This window comes from Deferrisoma camini S3R1, assembly GCF_000526155.1.
In the GTDB taxonomy this organism is placed as follows: domain Bacteria; phylum Desulfobacterota; class Deferrisomatia; order Deferrisomatales; family Deferrisomataceae; genus Deferrisoma; species Deferrisoma camini.
The window spans coordinates 1,778,505-1,795,976 of sequence record NZ_JAFN01000001.1; the positions used below are offsets into that span (position 1 = coordinate 1,778,505).

A 17,472-nucleotide genomic window follows, 5' to 3' on the forward strand; every position below is an offset into this window, starting at 1 on the left:
GCTCATGCTGACGCTCTATCTGCAGGCGCCGTTCGCGACATTCCGCCACTTCACCGCCGGGAGCTTTCGGCCCACCGCCGGCTTCCTCACACCGTCAGCGGCCTACGGGCTCCTGCTCAACGTCGCAGGCATCGAGATGCGCATAGACGAAGGCAGGGAAATGACCGTGGTCCGGCAAGGGCTCCCCGCTGTGCGACTCGCCTTGGGTGCCCTCTCGATGCCGATACAGCACTTCGTTTACCAGCAACTCCACAACTATCCTGTGGGTAAGGATGCAGGGAAGAACTATGCGGCCGGCGCCAGGGGCAACAAGTACAACATCAGCCCGGTCCGCAGGGCCTTTCTCTCTGGGATCCGTGCCTATGTTTGCATGGACGGGAACCCGGAATTGGAGAAGCAAGTTCTGGAGGGGGTGGCGGGCAGAGGGGCGAGAGGGTACGGCCTGCCCTTCCTGGGCGACAACAGCTTCCTGATCGACCGCCTGGAAGCCGTCGAACGGCGCGAACCGGCGTATTGGTTTGAACGCATCGAGGGCGGCGACGGCGAGGGTATCCGCCCCGGCACCAGCCGTCTCACCGTTACTATCGACCGCGCCAACATGGCCGGGACGAGGAGCTTCTTGTATGCTCCAACTGAACACAAAACAGTCGATATCCCGGAACGCGCGTGGACCGAGGTCGCGTATTCCTGACCTGGGGTGATGGGCGCGCCCCGCAGAACACCAGAGAGGTGACGCCATGCAGTCCGCGAAGAAGATCACGGCCGCCGACGCCTTGGCGCTGGACATCCCCGAGCGCATCCGGTTGGTGGGGGACATCTGGGACAGCATCGCCGAGGTTCCGGAGGCGGTGCCCGTAACCGACGAGATACGGGCCGAACTGGACCGTCGGCTCCGGGCTTACGAGGACGCAACCGAGGCCGGCGAGCCCTGGAGCGTGGTTCGGGAGCGCCTCCTGCATCGCAAGTGAAGCGATGCTGCGGATACAGAGCGAAGCCGAGAAAGATCTCGCCACCGCATATGACTGGTACGAGGCCCGGCAACCCGGACTTGGGGCGGAGTTCTTGGCAGAGATCGACGCGGTGCTTTCACGGATCGGGGAGGCACCCACCCGGTACCCTGTGGTCCACCGCGGCGTGCGCCGAGCACTTGCTCGGCGCTTCCCGTACGGCGTCTTCTATCTGATCGCCCCGGATGCCGTCGTCGTGATCGCCGTTCTCCACGCCGCCCGAGACCCCGCTCTTCTGCGCCGGCGCTCCAAGTCGGTCTGACCCCAAGACTTGCCACGAGAGGCCTGAATATGGCCGATGCCGAGTTCGAAGACGCCTTCCGCTCGCACCACCACGCCGAACGGACCACCGACGAGCCCTTCATCCGGGTGATGGCCCTGCACGCCCTGGCTTACTGCGAGCGGCTTTTCTATCTGGAAGAGGTGGAAGAAATCCGCGTCGCCGACGCCAACGTGTACTCGGGGCGGCGGCTTCACGACCAGATCGACAAGGGGCCTGATACCTATACCGTCGAGCTTGCGAGCGAGCGCCTGGGCATCCGGGGCAAGGTCGACGCGGCCCGGCGCGAAGACGGGCACCTGGTGGTCACCGAGCACAAAAAAGGGCGGTCGAAGAAAGGGGTGGAAGCGTGGCCCAGCGATCGGCTCCAGGTGCTGGCCTATGCTCTGCTCTTATCGGAACACCGGGGCGAACCCGTCCCCGAAGCCGTCATCCGCTACCACGCCGACCGGAAGACGATTCGAATCCCCGTGGATGAGAAGGAAGCCGAAGCGGTGGTCGGGGCCGCCGTCCAGAGGGCCCGCGAGTTGCGGGCGGGACTGGAGCGGCCCCCGGTTAGCGTGCCGGAACACCAGTGCCGCACCTGTTCCCTGGCCCCGGTCTGTCTTCCGGAAGAGGAACGCTTTGCCGTCGCGGGCGAGGGCAAGGCACAGCGATTGTTCCCAGCGGACGAGACCCGGCGGGTCGTCCACGTGGTGGAGCAAGGCAGCTTCGTTCGCAGAGAGGGCGACCGCTTCGTGGTCGGCACCCCGGACGGGGCCAAGAAACCCCTTCCTGCCAGGACCGTCTCGGCGTTGGTGCTGCACGGAAATGTCCAAGTGACCACCCAGGTGATCCACTACTGTGCGGGGAACGACATCAGTGTTCACTGGCTGTCGTACGGGGGCCACTATGTGGCGGGAGTAGCTGCGGGGGCAGGAGGGGTGCAACGGCGAAACCGCCAATACCAAGCTCTCTGCAACCCTTTGCTGAGGGCGCGCCTGGCTGCGCGGATCGCCCTGGCCAAAACAGAGAACCAGCTCCGTTACCTGCTGCGGGCCACCCGGGGAGCAGAAAGAGGCCGTTCGGCCACGGTCGAGGAGGGCATCGCCGCCCTGCGCGCGGCGGTATCCGGGCTGGCAGCCCAAGTGAAGGATTTGGATGCCCAGGAAAGTCTGAGCACCGACGAAGCCGAGCGGCAAATCGCCAGCCTGCGGGGTCATGAGGGGTTGGCCGGCAGGAGGTACTTCGAGTTGTTGCCGGCTGTACTCAAGCTGCAAGCGGACGATTTTCTCTATTTCACCGGTCGCAACCGCAGGCCGCCTAAAGATCCGTTCAATGCCCTTCTCTCTTTCGGGTACGCCCTGCTGTATCGCGACTGCGTGGCAGCGCTCATGACGGTCGGCCTGGAACCGTCTCTTGGGATTTTGCACACGCCGAGATCGACGGCGTACCCCCTCGCCCTCGATCTGATGGAGCTGTTTCGCTTGATCGTATGGGACGTTCCCCTGATCGGCTCGGTGAACCGCCGCCAGTGGACCAAAGCGGATTTCGATATCACCAGCGGGCAGGTGTGGCTGAATCCGGACGGTCGCCGCAAGGCCATCCAGGTGTACGAGAGCCGGAAGCAGGAGAAGTGGAAACACCCTGTTCTTGGTTACTCGTTGAGCTACGCCCGTACCCTGGAGCTGGAGGCCCGGCTCCTCGAGAAGGAGTGGAGCGGCCAGCCGGGGCTCTTCGGAAAGTTGAGGTTGCGCTGATGGGCGCGGAGCAGCACTGGCATCTGGTCAGCTACGACATACGGGACGACCGGCGCTGGCGGCGTGCGTACAAGATCTTGAACGGGCGGGGCGAGCGGATCCAGTACTCCGTGTTCCGGGTGCGCATGAGCCGTACCCAGTTGGAGGAACTCCGGTGGGAACTCGGCAAGATTTTGGCCGAAGAAGACGACCTGATGATCATCCGGCTCTGCCAAGGGTGCGCCCAGCGGGTTATCGACAGCCGTGGGGAAGATGCTTGGAAGAACGCACCGCCGAGGTTCGAGATTCTTTGATCAAGCACCAAGAAAAACACGAATGCGAATCCCGCCCACAGGGCCGAAACCGCCTGTCCAGCCGGGCCGAAAAGGCAACCGGGAGAGGGAAAGGTGCGTGAACGAAAAAAACTACGTCATTCCAACGGATTTCGCGTCGCACGAAGGTTCGTTCGCAAACACCCAGCATCAATCTTGGTAGTGCCTGATTACAGGTCCAAAAACACCAATGGTCACAAGTCCTTGCGGGGGGCGCAGTGACCCGATCTTCGATGCCGAAAGGCGTTGAGCACCGCACGTCTCCACCGGTCTCCCGGGCCTCGCGGTACGTGACCCGATCTTCGATGCCGAAAGGCGTTGAGCACCGCACGTCTCCACCGGTCTCCCGGGCCTCGCGGTGTGACCCGATCTTCGATGCCGAAAGGCGTTGAGCACGTGCCGTAGGCCCTCCGCTCGTCGTCCGAGGCTTTGTGACCCGATCTTCGATGCCGAAAGGCGTTGAGCACTAGAAGGTCCTTCGGCGTTTCATCGTTCTATTTCGTGACCCGATCTTCGATGCCGAAAGGCGTTGAGCACTCCACCTCGATGGAAAGGGAAGTGATCGGATTGGGGTGTGACCCGATCTTCGATGCCGAAAGGCGTTGAGCACATGAAGTGGGCCTTGGGTGTGCTGGTGACGACCACAGTGACCCGATCTTCGATGCCGAAAGGCGTTGAGCACTCGCGGATGATCTGGTGCATGTGGTCCTCCTTGGGTGACCCGATCTTCGATGCCGAAAGGCGTTGAGCACTCCAACCCTGCGGCAAGGTCCGGATCTCGGATTGGGTGACCCGATCTTCGATGCCGAAAGGCGTTGAGCACATGGTCCCGCCGTTGTGGTTTGATTTGTCTTCGCTGTGACCCGATCTTCGATGCCGAAAGGCGTTGAGCACAACCCCGAGAATCCGGGACGGACGGAGGGAGACGGTGTGACCCGATCTTCGATGCCGAAAGGCGTTGAGCACTTTTCTTGCCCCTCAAGCGCCTCCTTGACCACTTCGTGACCCGATCTTCGATGCCGAAAGGCGTTGAGCACTCCGGAAGCACGAGCTCCGAGCCCACGCCGTGGGGTGACCCGATCTTCGATGCCGAAAGGCGTTGAGCACGCCTCCACCCCTGCGGCCGATTCCACCCGCCGCACGTGACCCGATCTTCGATGCCGAAAGGCGTTGAGCACCCTTTGAGGAGGTCGGGGTTCTTTGACATGGGCGCGTGACCCGATCTTCGATGCCGAAAGGCGTTGAGCACTCCCGCAGGCCGCCTTTCTGTCGCAGGAACTCCAGTGACCCGATCTTCGATGCCGAAAGGCGTTGAGCACTCCGAGAACACGAGTTCCCGCACCTGGTCCCGGTGTGACCCGATCTTCGATGCCGAAAGGCGTTGAGCACACGGAAAGCGGGAAAACGGCGCTAGCGAAGCGACTGTGACCCGATCTTCGATGCCGAAAGGCGTTGAGCACGCGTACAGCAGCATGTTCAGCCAGGACTCGGTCTTCGTGACCCGATCTTCGATGCCGAAAGGCGTTGAGCACATGGTCATCTGCGGATTGCTGGGCCTGATCACGCGTGACCCGATCTTCGATGCCGAAAGGCGTTGAGCACGAGATGCTTCGGTTCGTCACGGGCGGCGGCACGGTGACCCGATCTTCGATGCCGAAAGGCGTTGAGCACTCGAGGATCTCCGCCCGGGCCCGCACGGCCACCCGCGTGACCCGATCTTCGATGCCGAAAGGCGTTGAGCACGCGTACAGCAGCATGTTCAGCCAGGACTCGGTCTTCGTGACCCGATCTTCGATGCCGAAAGGCGTTGAGCACATGGTCATCTGCGGATTGCTGGGCCTGATCACGCGTGACCCGATCTTCGATGCCGAAAGGCGTTGAGCACTCGAGGATCTCCGCCCGGGCCCGCACGGCCACCCGCGTGACCCGATCTTCGATGCCGAAAGGCGTTGAGCACTCCACCTCGATGGAAAGGGAAGTGATCGGATTGGGGTGTGACCCGATCTTCGATGCCGAAAGGCGTTGAGCACATGAAGTGGGCCTTGGGTGTGCTGGTGACGACCACAGTGACCCGATCTTCGATGCCGAAAGGCGTTGAGCACTCGCGGATGATCTGGTGCATGTGGTCCTCCTTGGGTGACCCGATCTTCGATGCCGAAAGGCGTTGAGCACTCCAACCCTGCGGCAAGGTCCGGATCTCGGATTGGGTGACCCGATCTTCGATGCCGAAAGGCGTTGAGCACATGGTCCCGCCGTTGTGGTTTGATTTGTCTTCGCTGTGACCCGATCTTCGATGCCGAAAGGCGTTGAGCACAACCCCGAGAATCCGGGACGGACGGAGGGAGACGGTGTGACCCGATCTTCGATGCCGAAAGGCGTTGAGCACTTTTCTTGCCCCTCAAGCGCCTCCTTGACCACTTCGTGACCCGATCTTCGATGCCGAAAGGCGTTGAGCACTCCGGAAGCACGAGCTCCGAGCCCACGCCGTGGGGTGACCCGATCTTCGATGCCGAAAGGCGTTGAGCACGCCTCCACCCCTGCGGCCGATTCCACCCGCCGCACGTGACCCGATCTTCGATGCCGAAAGGCGTTGAGCACCCTTTGAGGAGGTCGGGGTTCTTTGACATGGGCGCGTGACCCGATCTTCGATGCCGAAAGGCGTTGAGCACTCCCGCAGGCCGCCTTTCTGTCGCAGGAACTCCAGTGACCCGATCTTCGATGCCGAAAGGCGTTGAGCACTCCGAGAACACGAGTTCCCGCACCTGGTCCCGGTGTGACCCGATCTTCGATGCCGAAAGGCGTTGAGCACACGGAAAGCGGGAAAACGGCGCTAGCGAAGCGACTGTGACCCGATCTTCGATGCCGAAAGGCGTTGAGCACGCGTACAGCAGCATGTTCAGCCAGGACTCGGTCTTCGTGACCCGATCTTCGATGCCGAAAGGCGTTGAGCACATGGTCATCTGCGGATTGCTGGGCCTGATCACGCGTGACCCGATCTTCGATGCCGAAAGGCGTTGAGCACGAGATGCTTCGGTTCGTCACGGGCGGCGGCACGGTGACCCGATCTTCGATGCCGAAAGGCGTTGAGCACTCGAGGATCTCCGCCCGGGCCCGCACGGCCACCCGCGTGACCCGATCTTCGATGCCGAAAGGCGTTGAGCACTTGTTAAGCTTCTCGGCGTCGTCGGCGCCGTGGAGTGACCCGATCTTCGATGCCGAAAGGCGTTGAGCACTTCAACACGTGGGAGGGGATGGGACTCCGACAACTTGGTTCGGCGGGAGAGCCCGAGAGTCAACGTAGAGGCACCGACCTCGAGCGGGACAATCCTGGGCTTCTCTGCCGGATCTGCGAGCCTGGATGAGGAGTGGTGGACGCTGCGGTACCGGACAGGAGGGCCGCGGACGTCGGGTTGCCCGATAACGGTGAGGTTGCAGATCCGCCGAGGCAGAGACGTCGTCGACGTGATCCGATCGGGGGTGGGGTGTGCCCGGAAACCATGGGTCCGCTCAACTGCTTGTTATCACCGCATAAATTTTTTGCTTGACGGAGGGACTATAGAGTGTCCCTCGGCGCACTTGCTCTCCTCGCGCTCGTACCCGCCCCCTCTGGCGCACCCCCCGCGGTTTCGCGACGGATGCCCAAGAGTCATGCGGACAAGGGAGGCGCCGCCGGGTGGGTCTCACCCCTCTTGCCCCTTGCCGCCCCCTCCACCGTCCACCCGCCAACCGAAAGCTCCTCCGTCAGATCGCTCTCACCGGCCCACCGCGCCGCGCCGCTGCCCCCGGTCCGACACACTCTCAACGGTCTCGGGACGAACGCTCATGAAAAAGCAGGCTAAAGGAAGGAGTGGGGGTGTCCGAAACCATTCTTACACCTTCACCGCGTTTTTCTGAGGAGGCGAAAGATGCGAAGAGCGATTTGGGCTGTGGCCGTGGTAGGGCTCGGTTTGGGAATCGCGGCGTGCGGCGGCACCGGGGGTGGAACCGGGGGTGATGTGGGATCGACCGCCAACTCCGCACCCACGGCTGATGCCGGCCCGGATCAGAACGTGGCCACCGGCTCCACCGTCACCCTCGACGGAAGCGCCAGCTCCGACGCCGACGGCGACCCGCTCACCTATGCCTGGGGCTTTGTCTCGAAGCCCTCGGGGAGCACGGCCACCCTGTCGGATGCGGCCGCGGCCAAGCCCTCCTTCACCGCCGACCTGGACGGTGACTACGTGCTGCAGCTCGTCGTCAACGACGGCACCGTGGACAGCACCGCTGACTCCGTGACCGTCACCGCGGCCACCGCCAACTCCGCACCCACGGCCGATGCCGGCCCGGATCAGAACGTGGCCACCGGCTCCACCGTCACCCTCGACGGAAGCGCCAGCTCCGACGCCGACGGCGACCCGCTCACCTATGCCTGGAGCTTCGTCTCGAAGCCCTCGGGGAGCACGGCCACCCTGTCGGACGCGGCCGCGGCCAAGCCCTCCTTCACCGCCGACCTGGACGGTGACTACGTGCTGCAGCTCGTCGTCAACGACGGCACCGTGGACAGCACCGCCGACTCCGTGACCGTCACCGCGGCCACCGCCAACTCCGCACCCACGGCCGACGCCGGCCCGGATCAGAACGTGGTCACCGGCTCCACCGTCACCCTCGACGGAAGCGCCAGCTCCGACGCCGACGGCGACCCGCTCACCTATGCCTGGAGCTTCGTCTCGAAGCCCTCGGGGAGCACGGCCACGCTGTCGGACGCGGCCGCGGCCCAACCCTCCTTCACCGCCGACCTGGACGGTGACTACGTGCTGCAGCTCGTCGTCAACGACGGCTTCGTGGACAGCACCGCCGACTCCGTGACCATCACCGCGTTCGCTCCGGCGACCCCCGCCGATGCGCTGGACGACACCTTCGGCCGGGGTGGCATCGCGTACTGGGACAACGGGGGAGGCAGCGACTCCGGCCAGGCCCTCCTCCAGGCTGGCGGACGTTTCCTGGTGGCGGTCTCCACATCGTTGAGCTACAGCTCGGGGGAGACCTCCATCGTGGCGTTCGATTCGTCCGGAGTCCTGGACACCACGTTCGGCACGGACGGGGTTGCCACGTGGACGCTGGGGGGCACGAGCAGCGGCACCTCTGCCCTGGCCGTGCAGCCCGACGGGAAGATCCTGGCGGCAGGCTCGGCCTTTGCCAGTGGCGTTACCACGTATAAGGACATGGCCGTCGCCCGGTTCACGGCGGACGGGGTGCTGGACACCACGTTCGGCACCGATGGCATCGCCACATGGGACTCCGGGGGGATCGACGAGGCCGCCGACGTGGCCGTTCTGGACACGGGCGAGATCGTCTTGGCCGGGGCGACCGCGTATCCGTACGACCTGGTGCTGGCCCGATTCCTCTCCGACGGGTCGATGGACACGTCGTTCGGGACGGGGGGATCGGTCACCTGGGACAACAGCGGCGGGACGGATAGCGCGGCCGCGGTGGCCGCCCTGTCCGGGGGAGCGATCGTGGTGGCCGGAAACACGTTCGTGAGCGGCGGCACGAAGGATGTCGTGCTCCTCCGTTACCTGTCCGACGGCACGCTGGACCCCGGTTTCGGGACGAGCGGGGTCGTGACCTGGGACGGGGGGCAGTCGGACTCCGCCGCGGACATGGTGGTGACGGACGACGGATCCATCCTCGTGGTAGGCACCTCGGACAACGGTACGGACACGGATGTGCTGCTCCTCAAGTTCGGAGCGGACGGGGCCCTGGACACCACCTTCGGTTCCGGCGGAGCGGTCACCTGGGACGGAGGTGGGACCTCCGACCAGGGCCTGGGTCTGGCCGTGACAGCCGACGGGAAGATCCTGGTCGGCGGATCCACCGACGGTTCCGGAGTGGTGCTCCGGTTCTCCGGCGCGGGCCAGTTGGACACGACCTTTGGCACGAACGGCGTGCTCACCTGGTCCGGAGGTTCCGTTGTCGTGGCGTTCCAGGTTCTTTCCGATGGGAGCGTTCTAGCCGCGGGCACCGAAAACACGGGCACGGACAACGACGCGGCCGTGCTGAAACTCAAGTGACCGAAACCCAGCATCCGCCCCGGCCTCCGCCTGCCGTGGGGGCTGGGGCGGATGCGCAGAGGAGGAGGTCTGGGAGAAACCCTGTTGGCTCTGAGGGGTTGACGTAGACCCCTTTCTCTGCCCCCCTTGCCCAGCCGTGAGCGCGTTTTTTGCTACGGCCTGGCCCACCCGACGGCGGTTGGGTTGCCCACCGAATCGATCCATGGCGAGCCCACAGTACGTTACCGATCAGCCCACTCCGAGACGCACTCGAATTCTCTCTGGCCCCACGCCCCCCGGACCAAGCTGCACACGATCCGGGTCTCCCGACCCCACTCTGCCGGGCAGGGAAGCCCGTTCAGGCCCCGGCAGGGTACCGATCGGCGGAGATGGGAACCCGACCAGTCCACGTGTTTTGGGCGGCGAGCGGGCCTCTCGTTGACCCGGGGTTGGGGCGTTGCTACCATCGCCGGCCTTTCCCCTGTGGACGCGGAGGGAGCGGCGATGACCCACGTGCTTGACGTGCTCAAGGACCGGGGGTTTGTGGAGCAGACCACCGACGAGGCGGAGCTGCGGGAGCTCCTGCGAAACCCCACCACCTGCTACATCGGGTTCGACCCCACGGCCTCGAGTTTCCACGTGGGCAGCCTGGTTCCGATCATGGCCCTGGCCCACATGCAGCGGGCCGGCCACCGACCCATCGCCCTGGTGGGGGGCGGCACGGCCATGATCGGAGACCCCTCGGGCAAAACCGAGATGCGCAAGCTCCTGACCCGGGAGCAGATCGAGGCCAACGCCCAGGGGCTCAAGGCCCAGCTCGCGAGGTTCCTCGACTTCGACCGCGGCGCGCTCCTGCTCAACAACGCCGAATGGCTGCTGGGGCTCAACTACATCGAGTTCCTGCGGGACATCGGGGTGCACTTCTCGGTGAACCGGATGCTCGCGGCCGAGTCGTACCGCCAGCGCCTGGAGACGGGGCTCAACTTCATCGAGTTCAACTACATGCTGCTCCAGGCATACGACTTCCTGCACCTGTTCCGCCGTTACGGCTGCCGGGTGCAGATGGGCGGCAACGACCAGTGGGGCAACATCGTGGCCGGGGTGGAGCTGATCCGGCGCACCGAGGGCCAGGCCGCCCACGCGATCACCTTCCCCCTGATCACCACGGCCTCGGGCGCCAAGATGGGCAAGACCGCCCAGGGCGCGATCTGGCTCGACCCGGAGCGCACCAGCCCCTACGACTTCTACCAGTACTGGATCAACACCGAGGATCCGGACGTGGAGCGGTTCCTGGGCCTGTTCACCTTTCTGCCCATGGACCGGGTCCGGGAGCTGGGCCGGCTCGAGGGCGCGGCGATCCGCGAGGCCAAGGAGGTGCTGGCCTTCGAGGTCACCCGCCTGGTGCACGGCGAGGCCGAGGCCCGAAAGGCCCGCGACGCCAGCCGAGCGCTGTTCGGAGGCGGGGGCCGGTTGGACGAGGCCCCCACCCACGAGGTGGACCCGGCCCGGCTGGCGGAGGGGATCGAGGCGTTCATCCTGCTCCACGAGGCCGGGCTGACCAAGAGCCGGGGGGAGGCCCGCCGGCTGATCGGCCAGGGCGGGGCCTACCTCCACGGCGAGCCGATCCGGTCGTTCGACCAGCGGATCACCGCGGCGGACCTGAGGGACGGGGTGATCCTTCTGCGCGCGGGGAAGAAGAAGTACTGCGTGGTCCGGCCCGGGCGGGAGGGGTAAGGCCCGGGAGCCGGAGGCCTCCATGGGCCCGCATCGCAGGGGGCCGGCGCTTCTGCTGGCGGGGGGCGTGGCGGTCATCTCCAGCGCGGCCATCCTGATCCGGCTGTGCCAGGCCCCGAGCCTGGCCATCGCGGCCTACCGGCTCGGGATCGCGGCCGCCCTGCTGGTGGGGTACGACCTCGCGCGCCACCGTCGCCTGCCCCCGGCCCGATCCTGGCCCTGGTTCGCCTCGGCCGGGCTGTTCCTGGCCGTGCACTTCGCCGCGTGGATCGCGAGCCTACGTTACACCACCGTGGCCAGCTCGGTGGTCTTGGTGACCACCAACCCCCTGTTCGTGGCGCTGTTCGCGTGGCTCCTGGGGGAGCCGCCCGACCGCCGGACCCTGGCGGGCATCGTCCTGGGGTTGGGGGGGGCGGTGCTGATCGGGTGGGGGGATTTCGGGGGCGGACCGGCGCCGCTGGTGGGGGACGGGCTCGCCCTGATCGGGGCGCTGGCCATGTCCGCCTACCTCACGGTGGGCCGCCGGGCCCGGGCCGGGTTGGACGCCCGGACCTACTCCACCTGGGTGTACGCCGTGGCCGCGGTGCTTCTGGCCGCTGCCGTGGGGATCACGGGCACGTCGGTGGGGCCGTACCCGGCCGCCACCTACGGGTGGCTGGTGCTCCTGGCCCTGGGGCCCCAGATCCTGGGCCACACGGCCATCAACGCGGCCCTGGCCCATCTGACCGCGCCAGCCGTGGCCCTGGCCATCCTGGGCGAGCCGGTGGGCTCGACCCTCCTGGCCTACCTCGTGCTGGGCGAGGTGCCCTCGGTCAGCACGGTGGCCGGCGGGGCGCTGATCCTGGGGGGCATCGCCCTGGGGCTGGGAGGGGCCGGGAAGCCGGTCACAGGTCGATCTCGTAGTCCTTGATCTTGTACAGCAGGGTGCGGTGGCTGATCTCCAGCAGCCGGCTCGCCCGGCTCCGGTTGCCCCGGGTCTTGCGCAGGGCGCGCCGGATCAGCTCCTCCTCCACCCGGGCCACCACCTTCTTGATGGAGTACTCGTCGGGGCCGATGCCCGGGAACACGCCCTCCTGGTCGTCCTGGATCCAGGGGCTCAGGTGGGCCTCGTCGATCACGGGGCCCTCGGCCATGACCACGGCCCGCTCGATCACGCTCTCCAGCTCCCGCACGTTCCCCGGCCACCGGTAGCGCAGCAGCATCTCCATGCCCTCGGCGCTCACGCCGGTCACCGACTTGCCGGTCTCCCGGGCGAACCGGTCCAGGAACCGGTTCACCAGCAGGGGGATGTCCTCCCGCCGCTCACGCAGGGGCGGCACCAGCACCGGGATCACGCTGAGCCGGTAGTACAGGTCCTCCCGGAAGCTCCCCTCGGACACGGCCTTCTTGAGGTCCACCCGGCACGAGCTGACCACCCGCACGTCCACCGGCAGGTCGGCCGTTCCGCCGGCCCGGCGCACCACGCCCTCCTGGAGCACCCGCAGCAGCCGCACCTGGAGGAACGCCGGCAGGCCGTCCACGTCCTCGAGGAACACCGTGCCCCCCTGGGCCTGCTCGAACAGGCCGGCCCGGGCCCGGGGGGCGTCGGACACGGCGCCGGGCTCGTGGCCGAACAGCTCGCTCTCCAGCACCGCGTCGGCCATGGCCCGGCAGTTCACCTTCAGCAACGGCCCGTCGCTGCGCCGGGAGTTGTAGTGAAGCGCCCGGGCCAGCATCTCCTTGCCGGTGCCGGCCTCGCCCACCAGGAGCACGCTGGTCCGGTAGTCGGCCACCTTGGCCAGCAGCTCCAGCACGGCCCGCATGCGGGCACTGCGGGCCACCAGGTTCTCGAACTGGTACTCCCGCCGGATCGCCTCGCGCAGGGCCCGATTCTCGCGGATCAGCCGCTCGCGCTCCTCGGCCTTGCGCAGGGTCAGGAGCACCTCGTCGGTTTTGAACGGCTTGGAGATGTAGTCGTAGGCGCCGAGCTTCAGGGCCTCGAGGGCGGTGTCCACCGTGCCGTAGGCCGACATCATGACGATGGTGGCCGCGCAGCCCCGGGCCCGGGCCTTCCGCAGGAACTCCAGGCCGTCGACCCGGGGCATCTTGATGTCGCACAGGATGAAGTCGAAGGCGTCGCCCCCGTGCTCGTCCAGGAGGTCCAGGGCCTCCTGCCCGTCGCCGGCCTCCGAGACCCGATACCCCTCCTCGGCAAGGATCGAGGCCAGGGTCTCCCGGACGATCGCCTCGTCGTCCACGATCAGCAGGGAATGGTCTTTCACGCGGTCACCTCCGTCTCAGCGACCGGGCCGGAAACCCGGCCGGCCGATTTCGCCCCTTCCAGTAACTTCGGTCTACGGTCGTCGGTCGACGGTCTTCGGTCTGGGGCCTTCGGCCCGCTAGGCGGCTAGGCGGCCTTCGAGCCGCACCAAAGCTCGGGGGGCATGGGGTCTGCTGGAGTGCCGCGCGCGGCTCCTTGGCTCGCCGCGCAGCGCCTCCAACGCTCGCACCGTGAGTTCGTTCGTGCCCCGCCGAACGGTCATGAAGCCACCGCCGGTGCCCCGTGCCTGCGCGGCGAATCTCCATGCCCGGCTTCGCGCGCGGCCGGAAGCAGACCCCATGCCCCGCCGCAGCTACCCGGTTCAGGGAAAGTTACTCTCCCCGTTGTAGGGCCCCCAAGGGCCGTAGGGGGCTACCCGGAAGCTTCGGTCGACGGTCGTCGGTTCGGGGCCTTCGGCCCGCTAGAAGGCTGGAAGGCCAAGAGGCTAGAAGGCTTAAAAACATCCCGGATTCCATCACGTTATAGGAGCCTTCTTGCCTTTTCGCCTCCACCTCATGGCCCGGGGGGGGCAACGTCCCGTACCAGGGAGAAGATACCCTTCCCCGTTGTGGGGCCCCGCAGGGGCCTGGTAGAGCCCCAACCCAACGGTCTGCCCCCCCGGTTTTTCTAGTTTCTAGTCTCTAGTTTCCAGTCTCTGGACGGTCCCGCAGGGGCCTGAGGGAGCTCCCCCCCTCACCCCAGCAGCCCCAGGTACCAGGTCACGAGCTCCGGGCCGGCGTACACATACAGGGCCGCGCCCAGGGCCAGGAACGGGCCGTAGGGCACCTCGAGCCGGAGCCCGCCGCCCCGCGCCAGGCCCCAGGCCACGCCCACGGACGCCCCCACCAGCGACGAGACGAACACCGTGAACAGCACCGCCTGCCACCCCAGGAACGCCCCCACCGCACCGAGGAACTTCACGTCGCCCAACCCCATGCCCTCCCGGCCGGTCACCGCCCGGTACCCCAGGGCCACGGCCAGCAGGAGGCCGGAGCCCACGGCGATTCCCAGCAGGCTCTGGACGGGCCCCAACCCCGTCACGAACGAGGCGGCCAGCCCGGCCGGCATCCCCCCCAGGCTCAGGGAGTCGGGGATGATCCGGTGGTCCAGGTCGATGAAGGTCACCGCCACCAGACCGGCCACGAACACGAAGTAGACGCCGAACGCGGGCGTGGGTCCGAACCGCACCCAAAGCAGGCCGCTCAGGCCGGCGGTGAGGGCCTCGACCAGGGGATAGCGCAGGGGGATGCGCATCCCGCAGTCCCGGCACCGGCCCCGGAGCACCAGATAGCTCACGATCGGCACGTTGTCCCAGGGCCGCACCGGACGGCCGCACCCGGGGCAGTGGCTCGGCGGCCGCACCAGCGACTCGCCCCGGGGCAGGCGGTGGATCACCACGTTCAAGAAACTGCCCACCACGGCCCCCAGCACGGCCGCCGCGGCCAACCCGATCCCGTACCACGGTTTCAAGGCACCCCTCGGCAACTTCGGTCGTTGGTCGTCAGTCGTTGGTCTAGGGCCTTCGGCCCGCTAGGCGGCTGGGCTGCTAGGCCGCTAGGCGGCCGGGTCGCTTCCCCGAACCGCCGCCAAACGCTCGGTGGGGCACGGGGTCTGCTGGAGAGCCGCGTGCGGCTCCTTAGCTCGCCGCGCAGCGCCTCCAACGCTCGCACCGTGAAACCGTTCGGTCCCCGGCCGGACTGCCATGAAACCACGGTTGGTGCCCCGTGCCTGCGCGGCGAATCTCATGCCCGGCTTCGCGCGCGGCCGGAAGCGGACCCCATGCCCTCCGTCGGCAATGGCCCGCCGGAAGGCTCAAGGGCTCGAAAGCTGGAAACAACGCTTTTGCGGGTTTTACTAGTACCACGGACCCGCCCCCCGTTCCCAGGGCCCCGGGTGAGGCCGACTGAGCCGCGTTGACACCCCATACCCCGGACGCCTATCTTCATCGTTTCCACACCCCCTCTCCCGCCAACGCGAAGGACGAACGACGGTGCATCCCTGGAACGGTTCCTCCAGCATTCTGGCCATGGCCTTCGGGTCCGGGCCCGTGGTGGGGGGCGTGCTCCTCCTGCTGGTGTTCGCCTCGGTGCTGTGCTGGGGCATCATCCTCTACAAGTTCTGGGTGATCCGCCAGGCCGCCCGCCAGAGCCGGGACTTCCTGGAGGTGTTCTGGGGCGGCAACCGGTTCGAGGCCATCCTGGCGGCGTCCCAGGACCTGACGGAGAGCCCCCTCGCCCAACTGTTCCGTGCGGGCTACCGGGAGTGGCGCCGCCGCCGCACCCGCCCCCAGGGCCAGGGCGAAGCCGAGGACCTGTCCCCCCAACTGGGCCGGGTCGAGGCGGTCCAACGCACCCTGCGGCTCGTGGCCGACGCCGAGATCACCCGGCTGGAGCGGATGCTGGTGTTCCTGGCCACGGTGGCCAGCGCCGGCCCCTTCGTGGGTCTGTTCGGCACGGTGTGGGGGATCATGGACTCGTTCCGCCAGATCGGGGCCATGGGCACGGCCAACCTGGCCGTGGTGGCCCCCGGCATCTCCGAGGCCCTGATCGCCACGGCCACCGGTCTGGCCGCGGCCATCCCGGCCGTGGTGGCGTACAACTACTTCAACAACGCCATCAAGGTGCTGGCCACCGAGATGGAGGCGTTCTCGAGCGAGTTCCTCAACATCGTGACCCACCACGACGCGACGAGGGGCGCCCCATGAACGCACCGGGCCCGGCGGGCGGCCGCACGGCCCGCACCCACCTGGCCGAGATCAACGTCACCCCTTTGGTCGACGTGATGCTCGTGCTGCTGATCATCTTCATGGTCGCGGCGCCCATGATCCAACAGGGGGTGGACGTGAACCTGCCCGAGGTGGTGGCCACCGAGCTGCCCGCCCAGACCGACCTGATGGTCATCTCGGTGGACCGCGCCGGGCGGGTGTTCCTGGGCAACACGCCCGTCCCCATGGAGGCCCTTGCCGAGAAGCTCGGCGCGATCTACCGCCGCAAAGGGACCAAGGAGGCGTTCCTCCGGGCCGACCGGGACGTGCCCTATGGGGTGGTCGTGCGGGTCATGGCCGAGGCCAAGCGCGCCGGCATCGAACGGCTCGGCATGATCACCGAGCCCCCTGAGGAGCCGTGAGAGTCGACCGATACCACGGCCTGTTCGGCGACCGCCGCGACCACCGCGTCTGGAAGGCCCTGGGGTTTTCGGCGGTGCTCCACGCGGCCCTGTTCCTGGCGTTCGGGCGGTTCCACATCCGGCCCGTCGAACGCACGTTCTACGCCCCGATCCAGGTGGTGAACCTGGTGCCGCCCTCCGGCCGGTCCAAGCCGGGCGGGGTCGTGGGCACGCCCCGACGCGCCTCCCCCGCGGCACCGAAGGTCAAGACCCCGACGAAGCCGAAGCCCAAGGCGAAGAGCAAACCCAAGGCGAAGGCCAGGGTCGTCTCCCGCCCCCCCAAGCCGAAACCCAAGCCGTCCCCCACCCGGCCCTCCGCGGCCCGGCCCAAACCTGCGCCGGCCCAGGTGGCCCGGCCCAAGGGGTCTGCCGCGCCCGCGCCGGCACCGGAGCCCAACCCCGAGGCCTTGGAGCGGAAGGTCGCCGAGCGGATCGCCGCCATGCGCGCCAAGCATGCGCAGGCCCCGCCGCCGGCCCCCGCGTCGGCCGACGACCGATCGGAGCTGGGGGAACGCCGGGTGGGGCAGGCCATCGAGGCGATCCGCCGGCGCATCGACCAGGCGTCGGCCGGGGGCCCGGGGGGGTCCGGCGCCGCCGGTATCTCGGGCAGCCGCACGGCCCTCGAGGAGGTGCGGCTCCGAGCCTACTACAACCGCCTGTGGGAACGGGTCAAGGACCACTGGACCATCCCCCCCGGCCTGAAGGGCCGGGACCTGTCGGTGATCGTCTCGGTGGTGCTCGACCGCCAGGGCAGAATCCTCCGCAGGGTGGTGGAGGAGTCCTCGGGCAGCGAGGCGTTCGACACCGCGGCGTTGATGGCCCTGGAAAGGGCCCAGCCCCTGCCCCCCATGCCGGACGAGGTGCGAGATGAAACCCTGGAGGTGGGTTTCCGATTCCACGGCGAGTAG

13 protein-coding genes and 1 CRISPR repeat array are annotated in these 17,472 nt (G+C 67.2%); of the genes, 11 read left to right on the top strand and 2 right to left on the bottom strand.

Going from position 1 to position 17,472, the window contains the following annotated elements; all coding sequences use genetic code 11:
• Positions 1-4 precede the first annotated feature (4 nt).
• From cas5 to DEFCA_RS0107905, 8 genes are all read left to right on the top strand, one after another.
• A complete protein-coding gene (gene cas5, locus DEFCA_RS0107870; RefSeq protein WP_025322482.1) occupies positions 5-691 on the top strand; it encodes a type I-MYXAN CRISPR-associated protein Cas5/Cmx5/DevS in 687 nt (228 codons plus the stop codon).
• Positions 692-737: 46 nt separating this feature from the next.
• Positions 738-968 (top strand): addiction module protein, encoded by a 231-nt coding sequence (locus DEFCA_RS0107875; protein ID WP_025322483.1) that lies wholly within the window; start codon positions 738-740, stop codon positions 966-968.
• Positions 969-972: 4 nt separating this feature from the next.
• Entirely contained in the window at positions 973-1,269 is a 297-nt protein-coding gene (locus tag DEFCA_RS0107880; protein ID WP_025322484.1) for a type II toxin-antitoxin system RelE/ParE family toxin, read from the top strand.
• A gap of 29 nt (positions 1,270-1,298) precedes the next feature.
• Positions 1,299-3,026 carry a type I-MYXAN CRISPR-associated endonuclease Cas4/Cas1 gene (locus DEFCA_RS0107885; RefSeq protein WP_025322485.1) on the top strand — a complete coding sequence of 576 codons (1,728 nt, stop codon included), beginning with the start codon at positions 1,299-1,301 and terminating at the stop codon, positions 3,024-3,026.
• Entirely contained in the window at positions 3,026-3,319 is a 294-nt protein-coding gene (cas2, locus tag DEFCA_RS0107890) for a CRISPR-associated endonuclease Cas2 (RefSeq protein ID WP_025322486.1), read from the top strand. Before DEFCA_RS0107885 ends, cas2 begins: the two co-directional genes overlap by 1 nt.
• A gap of 236 nt (positions 3,320-3,555) precedes the next feature.
• Positions 3,556-6,570: direct repeats of the CRISPR family, unit length 36 nt; unit sequence GTGACCCGATCTTCGATGCCGAAAGGCGTTGAGCAC.
• Between the two features lie 672 nt (positions 6,571-7,242).
• Positions 7,243-9,387, top strand: a complete 2,145-nt coding sequence (locus DEFCA_RS20500; RefSeq protein WP_084318952.1) for a beta strand repeat-containing protein — start codon at positions 7,243-7,245, stop codon at positions 9,385-9,387.
• A gap of 483 nt (positions 9,388-9,870) precedes the next feature.
• A complete protein-coding gene (gene tyrS / locus DEFCA_RS0107900; protein WP_025322488.1) occupies positions 9,871-11,100 on the top strand; it encodes a tyrosine--tRNA ligase in 1,230 nt (409 codons plus the stop codon).
• A gap of 22 nt (positions 11,101-11,122) precedes the next feature.
• Positions 11,123-12,010: a DMT family transporter gene (locus DEFCA_RS0107905; protein ID WP_025322489.1), complete on the top strand. Its 888-nt coding sequence runs from the start codon at positions 11,123-11,125 to the stop codon at positions 12,008-12,010.
• Here DEFCA_RS0107905 and DEFCA_RS0107910 read toward each other — a convergent pair.
• Together DEFCA_RS0107910 and DEFCA_RS0107915 are read right to left on the bottom strand one after the other, a co-directional pair.
• A complete protein-coding gene (locus DEFCA_RS0107910; RefSeq protein WP_025322490.1) occupies positions 11,985-13,361 on the bottom strand; it encodes a sigma-54-dependent transcriptional regulator in 1,377 nt (458 codons plus the stop codon). The genes DEFCA_RS0107905 and DEFCA_RS0107910 overlap by 26 nt on opposite strands.
• A 731-nt stretch (positions 13,362-14,092) precedes the next feature.
• Entirely contained in the window at positions 14,093-14,869 is a 777-nt protein-coding gene (locus DEFCA_RS0107915) for a prepilin peptidase (RefSeq protein ID WP_025322491.1), read from the bottom strand.
• A gap of 520 nt (positions 14,870-15,389) precedes the next feature.
• Here DEFCA_RS0107915 and tolQ point away from each other — a divergent pair.
• From tolQ to DEFCA_RS0107930, 3 genes are read left to right on the top strand one after another with little or no spacing between them, the layout of a single operon-like run.
• Positions 15,390-16,103 (top strand): protein TolQ, encoded by a 714-nt coding sequence (tolQ, locus tag DEFCA_RS0107920; protein WP_245693449.1) that lies wholly within the window; start codon positions 15,390-15,392, stop codon positions 16,101-16,103.
• Positions 16,100-16,525, top strand: coding sequence for an ExbD/TolR family protein (locus DEFCA_RS0107925; RefSeq protein WP_025322493.1), 426 nt, complete (start codon positions 16,100-16,102; stop codon positions 16,523-16,525). The genes tolQ and DEFCA_RS0107925 overlap by 4 nt, the downstream gene beginning before the upstream one ends.
• On the top strand, positions 16,522-17,472 hold the full coding sequence (locus DEFCA_RS0107930; RefSeq protein WP_025322494.1) for an energy transducer TonB: 951 nt from the start codon (positions 16,522-16,524) through the stop codon (positions 17,470-17,472). The genes DEFCA_RS0107925 and DEFCA_RS0107930 overlap by 4 nt, the downstream gene beginning before the upstream one ends.

Excerpts from the sequence above, each read along its gene's own strand:
- cas5 (WP_025322482.1), top strand. The coding sequence starts at position 5 with ATGCTGACGCTCTATCTGCAGGCGCCGTTCGCGACATTCCGCCACTTC.
- DEFCA_RS0107875 (WP_025322483.1), top strand. The coding sequence starts at position 738 with ATGCAGTCCGCGAAGAAGATCACGGCCGCCGACGCCTTGGCGCTGGAC.
- DEFCA_RS0107880 (WP_025322484.1), top strand. The coding sequence starts at position 973 with ATGCTGCGGATACAGAGCGAAGCCGAGAAAGATCTCGCCACCGCATAT.
- DEFCA_RS0107885 (WP_025322485.1), top strand. The coding sequence starts at position 1,299 with ATGGCCGATGCCGAGTTCGAAGACGCCTTCCGCTCGCACCACCACGCC.
- cas2 (WP_025322486.1), top strand. The coding sequence starts at position 3,026 with ATGGGCGCGGAGCAGCACTGGCATCTGGTCAGCTACGACATACGGGAC.
- DEFCA_RS20500 (WP_084318952.1), top strand. The coding sequence starts at position 7,243 with ATGCGAAGAGCGATTTGGGCTGTGGCCGTGGTAGGGCTCGGTTTGGGA.
- tyrS (WP_025322488.1), top strand. The coding sequence starts at position 9,871 with ATGACCCACGTGCTTGACGTGCTCAAGGACCGGGGGTTTGTGGAGCAG.
- DEFCA_RS0107905 (WP_025322489.1), top strand. The coding sequence starts at position 11,123 with ATGGGCCCGCATCGCAGGGGGCCGGCGCTTCTGCTGGCGGGGGGCGTG.
- DEFCA_RS0107925 (WP_025322493.1), top strand. The coding sequence starts at position 16,100 with ATGAACGCACCGGGCCCGGCGGGCGGCCGCACGGCCCGCACCCACCTG.